This window comes from Actinacidiphila oryziradicis (assembly GCF_005047355.1).
Classification (GTDB): domain Bacteria; phylum Actinomycetota; class Actinomycetes; order Streptomycetales; family Streptomycetaceae; genus Actinacidiphila; species Actinacidiphila oryziradicis.
Genome location: NZ_SUMC01000221.1, coordinates 1 through 5,801, shown reverse-complemented (window position 1 = coordinate 5,801; position 5,801 = coordinate 1). Strand labels below are relative to the sequence as shown.

At 69.0% G+C, this 5,801-nt stretch carries 6 protein-coding genes and 1 pseudogene; 3 read left to right on the top strand and 4 right to left on the bottom strand.

Annotated features, from left to right (window positions below; genetic code table 11):
* A partial coding sequence (locus tag FCI23_RS53685; protein WP_246144901.1) for a DUF6412 domain-containing protein occupies positions 1 to 213 on the top strand: 213 nt, incomplete at its 5' end.
* Between the two features lie 78 nt (positions 214 to 291).
* Complete coding sequence (locus tag FCI23_RS53680; protein ID WP_136731450.1) at positions 292 to 1,032, top strand: YidC/Oxa1 family membrane protein insertase; 741 nt, start codon at positions 292 to 294, stop codon at positions 1,030 to 1,032.
* Between the two features lie 351 nt (positions 1,033 to 1,383).
* On the opposite strand, the gene FCI23_RS53675 is transcribed toward FCI23_RS53680, so the two are convergent.
* A complete protein-coding gene (locus FCI23_RS53675; RefSeq protein ID WP_136731448.1) occupies positions 1,384 to 1,644 on the bottom strand; it encodes a hypothetical protein in 261 nt (86 codons plus the stop codon).
* Between the two features lie 728 nt (positions 1,645 to 2,372).
* Entirely contained in the window at positions 2,373 to 3,293 is a 921-nt protein-coding gene (locus tag FCI23_RS53670; protein ID WP_136731446.1) for a hypothetical protein, read from the bottom strand.
* 206 nt (positions 3,294 to 3,499) lie between these two features.
* Between FCI23_RS53670 and FCI23_RS53665 the strand changes: the two genes are divergently transcribed.
* The gene (locus FCI23_RS53665; RefSeq protein WP_136731444.1) at positions 3,500 to 3,811 is read left to right on the top strand and encodes a hypothetical protein; all 312 of its coding nucleotides are present in this window, start codon (positions 3,500 to 3,502) and stop codon (positions 3,809 to 3,811) included.
* Positions 3,812 to 3,949: 138 nt separating this feature from the next.
* On the opposite strand, the gene FCI23_RS53660 is transcribed toward FCI23_RS53665, so the two are convergent.
* Positions 3,950 to 4,762, bottom strand: coding sequence for a hypothetical protein (locus FCI23_RS53660; protein ID WP_322974063.1), 813 nt, complete (start codon positions 4,760 to 4,762; stop codon positions 3,950 to 3,952).
* A 353-nt stretch (positions 4,763 to 5,115) separates the two neighbouring features.
* Positions 5,116 to 5,801: pseudogene (locus FCI23_RS57900) on the bottom strand (hypothetical protein); the annotation flags it as partial.

Here is a 5,801-nt window from a genome sequence, read left to right as displayed (position 1 = left end):
TTCGCCGCTGCCGCGACCCTGGTGCTGGTCACCGGGCTGATCACGACCACCCTGCTGACCGCCGGGCTGCTGAGCAGTTGCACGACGCACGCCGGGAGGGACTGGGCGCTGCGGCGCCGGGCCTTCCGCACGGCGTACCTCCCGCAACGCGATCCCGATGCCAGGGGCCGACGCCGACCCAGGGCCCCGGGCGCGGCCCCGGCGGCCGCATAGCCTGCGTTCCCCGCGTGCGGCCGTCCTCCGAAAACATCCCGTCAGTAGTTCGACGAGACCCCGGAGGGCTCGCTTCCCATGTCCGTCCTTGCCGTTTTCGACCCTGCCGTGGGCCTGGCCCACGCAGTGGTGTCCGGCCTGTCCCAGGCGCTCCCCGCCGCGCTCGCGATCGTGCTGTTCACGGTCGGCGTCCGGCTGTTCCTGCACCCGCTCGCGCGGGCCGCCGTGCACGGCGAGAAGTCCCGCAGCCGGCTGGCCCCGCAGGTCGCCGAGCTCAACCGTCGGCACCGGGGCAAACCCGAGAAGCTCCAGGCGGCGCTCGCCGAGCTGTACCGCAAGGAGAAGTCCTCGCCGTTCGCCGGCTGCCTCCCGACGATCGTCCAGATGCCGGTGTTCTCTGTGATGTACCGGCTGTTCACCCTGCCTGTGCTGGACGGGAAACCGAACGACCTGCTGCACCAGACCCTGTTCGGGGTGCCGCTGGGTCTGCACGTCGGTTCGGCCCGGGGTCCCGCGCAGGTGGCCGTCTTCCTCGCGCTCTACGCGGCGCTGGCGGCAGTCGGGCTGGTGATGTTCCGTCGCGCCCGTCGGGCGGCGGCCACTGCCGCGGTCGGGCTGACGGTGGACCAGGGCGACCCGAGCGCCAGGACGGCCCGGATCGCTCCGTACCTGTCCTTCGGCACCGCGCTGTTCGCGATGATCATGCCGCTGGCGGCAGGGCTCTACCTGCTCACCACCACGGCTTGGACGGCGGCCGAGCGCTGGCTGCTGCACCGGGACCCGGCGCAAGCCAGCACCGGATTGACCACGGCGGCGTAACGACATGTCGCCCGGTAACGATCAGGCGTCTGTCGTGAGGTGAGGAAGGCCGTGCGGGTCGGGCGTTGTCGTGACGCAACACCTCGGCCGCACGGCCACGTCGCATTGCACCTTCACCGGCCTGCAACGTCATCGACCCGGCGCGCTGATGGCTGAGTCGGCCGGAGTGTGGATGGCTTCGGAAGAGAGGCGGCTGCACGAACGCCGAGGCCATGCTTGGGCGGCCGTCATGCTGTAACACGGGGAAGTGGTCACGGAAGATGTCCCACGCGTTCGGGGTGGGGCGCCCTCCCAGGTCACGGAGAGCGCCCCCGGCTTTCGGCTCACGAGCCGGCCGTCGCTGCGCGCGTGTCAGCGGTCGTGGTGCCCTTGATGGTCGTGCTCGTCCCACCGGTGCTCGTCTCCACCATGGTGGTCGTCCCACCTGCCGTGGTCGTCGTTCCACCGGTGCTCGTCGCGACCGCGGTCGTCGTCCCCACCCCGGTGCCAACCATCGTGGTCGTGCGAGGCGTACGCGGATACGCCCTGCGTGGTGGCGCTGGCAGCTCCAGCACCACCCAGCATCACGGCGGCTGCCGCGCCGACCGCGGCAGCGAAGCGGAAAACACGCATAACTATCTCCTGTCACAGCAGACGCACGGAGCGCCTGCACGGATTGGACGGGGCAACCGTCGCCCTCGGGTGTGCGCCAGAAGCCACGGCGCGCCCACAACATTCCCATTTGCTCCGGTTTTTGGCCGCACTTCACCCGTGACGGATATTCTCCGCAGAGCTTTGGCGGAATTCACATCTCCCGGTTTCCCCGGGAACAATTCAAATATAGCTCGGAGTTCGGCGACATTGAAGCGGGATCCCGGCTGAGAAATGCTGGAATTCTCGCGAATCCACGACGCTTTATATCGTGGAATTCGGGCGGTGCGACCACTTCGGTCGCGGGCCGGAAATCCCCCGACCGATCCGCAGCCGATAGCCGGTGGCGGCACGGCACCGGCGGCACGGCACCGGCGGCACGGCACCGGCGGCACGGCCCCGGCGGCACCTCGGCTTCGCCGCGCAGGTGGGCGGCCGGCAAGGAGGTGAGGGAGGGAATTGAAGGGAGGGGAAGAGAGGGGGGAACATTGCCGAGGACAGATACGAAGCGGACTGCAGGGGGCCGCCGGGTTCCGCAGATCGGGGCAGAGACTCGCACCGATATGCAGTCTGCGCAGCCCGCGGGCGGCAGACATACGCCGACGAGACCGCCTGGGCGGAGTCCTCCACGAGTACCACCATGCCGCTTGACCTGCACGGACGTAGTTTCCGGCAGGCGCAGGATCCTGGTGGCTAATTACTCAACGTGGTCAAACGCCGAAGGTCGTCGGCTGCAAGCGCACCCTAATTGCCGTCAAAACGGACAGAAATTGAGGCCTCCGCACGTGTCGTCGTGACGCTGCGCCAATTAGCCACCAGGGTCGCGCAGGGTTGAGGACATCATCGGGCAACATGACGGGCATGAGAGTAAGGGACCCGGCGGTCTTCTGGATGGCGGCAATACGCAACTCGGACACGTCGGGGTCGGTGCCGTCGGTGAGCATGTCCTTCGTCGTGTCGAACGCATTGGTGTTGTCGCCGTTGTAGCGGGCATCGTAGAAGCGCTTGAACCGGCTCAGGGCGCCACCCCCCTGCAGTAAGTTCTGGACAGCATCGACGATGGTCTCGCTCCTGCCGTGGATGTTCATGCCGACGAGGTACCCGTCCACGTCCGCGATCAGGTCGCTCATCTCGAACGTCGACACTGTGTCGATCTTGGCGAGGCGGTCCATGCAATAGGTGTATCCCGAGGCGGTAGTGTCCGAATCCCGGCCCCATTCGGCGTAGAAGGTGGTGAGGTCGCCTCCCCAGCCCGAGAAGTCACCCACGTTGGTGGTGATGCCAGTGCCCTGGCCGTGGACCGTGACACCATTGGCGACCGCTGCGAAGTGGTCGACGTCGATGGAGAGGCCTGCGACCGGGCCGACGTAGGACACTACGCGCGTGGGACCGTTCGCTTCCGCGTAAGCGATCCAGGCGGGATCGGGGTCGGGGATGATGTGTGTCCAGCCTCTGTAGGTCGAGGTGTACCGCGGGTACCGCATGTACTCCAGGACGCGTACATTCGGGTCTCCTTGGTTCCACGCCACCGCGGTGCCGTAAAGGCCGGTGACGAAGTTCAGATAGTCGTCGATTGGGGAGTCGGGCGAGTTGACCTGGCTGACCCCGCTGTCGGTGCCTGGTTGGTGCACGTCCTTGTCGATCGTGATCTGGCCCGAGCCGGACCCGACTGTGAGGGTTTGGATTTGATTGAACGACCAGTTGGCCGGCAGCGCCTGCCAGGCCCCAGCGGGCGCCGGTGATGTCCATCCGGTCCTTGATCAGGTGCCGGCAGGCTCCCTCGATCACGCAGCCTGGCCCGCAGGTAGCCGACCGCCTTGTCCACACCGGTCCGCTTGTGCTCGCTCAACTGCGCGGCATCCGCCTGCTGTCCGAGGGCGTCGGCGACGTGCTCGGCCGCGCCCTGGAGGATGGCGAGCGCGTGCTCGCCGACCCACGGTTCGGCCCTCTCCTCGACCTGCTCGCAGATCTGCCGGGCCCGCAGCGGAGCGTCTGCCCTGGCCGGCACAGCGAGCACGGGCCAATCGCCCTCCGGGAGCACCTCACCGGTCACCACGTTGACCACCGGCGGGACGGCCGTGGACGGATCGCCCGGATCCGCATCCCCGACACGAGGCGACTCGAACCGCAGCACGGGACCGCAGCATAAACGCCTGCCGATGCACGGGCGGTGGCGGTGAGGCGTCTGTACCGCCGCCCGCACAGTGGAGTGAGGCGGGGCAGCGACGCCCCCATGAGACGGCCGGAAGAGGTCGCAGAGCCTGGAGGGCCCCCTCACGCATGGTCGTCACGGGGTGGTCGTCGCGGTGGAACGCACACCGGCGGTCGGGGAAGCGGACGGCGGAGGAAAACTCGGGTGCAGCGAGGGGGACAGCGGAGCCAGCGACGCGCACAGCGAGGCCGGGAAGGCGGGCTCCTTGCGCTGCACGTCCCGGCAGCCTCCGGCCGCACCTTCGACGATCGGCTTCCAGCCCGATTTCTTCGCCCGGAAGTACCAGCGGTCGCCCAGCCGGGACGAGCAGGCGGGGTCCGTCGAGTCGCCGCAGGCCGGTCCCGTGCGCCAGGAGAAGTCCAGCACCAGCCACTTCCCGTCGCACTTCTCCGAGTCCCGGTACGTGTGCTCGGGCGCGTCGACCGCCATCAACGCCTGGTCGTAGGAATCGGCGGTGCAGCCGGTGGCCGGCGGTGTGCAGCCCAGCTTCCCGCACACCCGCAGCCCGGGCGGCTTGGCACCGTCGGCGGTGAAGCGCGTGTAGTGGTCGACGATCACGTCCCGGTCGCCCAACGGCTCGGGCAGCCTGACCTTTGCCGTGGCCGTGCCCTCCTTGGTACACCCCGAAGCCCTGTCATCGGACGGCGAGGTGAAAGTGACCTGCACCCACACAAGGTCCGCCGTCGGGTCGGTGAGCACCGCCTTGAGCTTGCGCACGCACGCGTGTGCGCCACTGGGCACCTGCGCGTCCAGGAGCAGCGTGCGGCGGTCGTCGCTGAGACGGACTCCGGTGACCGCGGAGGGCTCCGACGTGACCACGGGATCGGTTCGGTCGCCGCTGACGACGGTGACCTCCCGTCCCCCTGACCGGCCACCTGTGTCCCGCACGCACCGAGGAACAACACAGCAACGGCGCAGCACAAGGCGGTCACGGCCGCTCGACGCGTTCCACCTGATCGCAAGAGCGCTCAATCCCCCCGCACTGCACCGACGTTGCTTCAGGTCAATATAAGGCGCGGTGGGCTGCCGGGCCGGCGCTCTGTTGTAGGCCACTTCGTGTCGTGAAGGAGCAGGGCGGTCCCGGGAGCCCAGCTGCCGTGCGGCACTGCGCCTGCCGAAAACCACATCCATGAGGATCAAGCGCCGTGCGCCGGTCCCGCAGGGGCCAGCCCCCCATGCCTCATGGGAGACCGTCAGGGGACCTGTCGTGTGTGATTGCCGTCACCGGTCACTGCGGCCGGTCATGTGGCGGCGTGGTCGGCGGCCGTGGTGACGGTGGTGCGTTCGTGGTGGCGGCGCTCGTAGTCGAGTACCTGCCGGGCGAGGTCGGCGTCGGCCTCGCGCAGCCGGGTGCGGATCTCGTCGGCCTTCATGGAGTCGTAACCGGGCCAGGGCTCGTCCCCGCGCAAGTCCGCGATCTTGTTCAGGATCGTGGAACGGCCGGCATGGGCCCGCTCATAGCCGTCGATCGTGGCCAGCTCGGCCTGGGACAGGTGCCGAAGCCAGCCGGTGACCTCAACGACGGTCAGCTCGCCGTAGCCGGGAATCGGCAGCTCGTCCTCCGCGGCCGCGGCCCCTTGCACCTCGCCCCGCATCCGGCTCACGCCGGGCAGCCGCTCGACCGCACCCTCGAGGGTACGTTCGGCCTGCTGCTCCCACTGTCCGGCCTGCCGCCCGCTCTCCTCGACCGTCTCCCGCAGGCGGCTCCAACCACCACGGACCGCCTCACCGGCCCCGGTGGAGCCCACCCACTCCGCACGGCGGCCGCCGTTCGCGGCGGCCACCACCGCCCCGGCCTGCTCTTGGAGGCTGTCGGCGAGCTTTTGCAGCAGTTCCTCGTCGTGGCGGCGGATGGAGCCGAGCAGGTCCGCGCCGGGGTCGTCGTCGGCCTCCTGGGCGATGCTTTCGCCGGCCCGGCAGGTAGCCA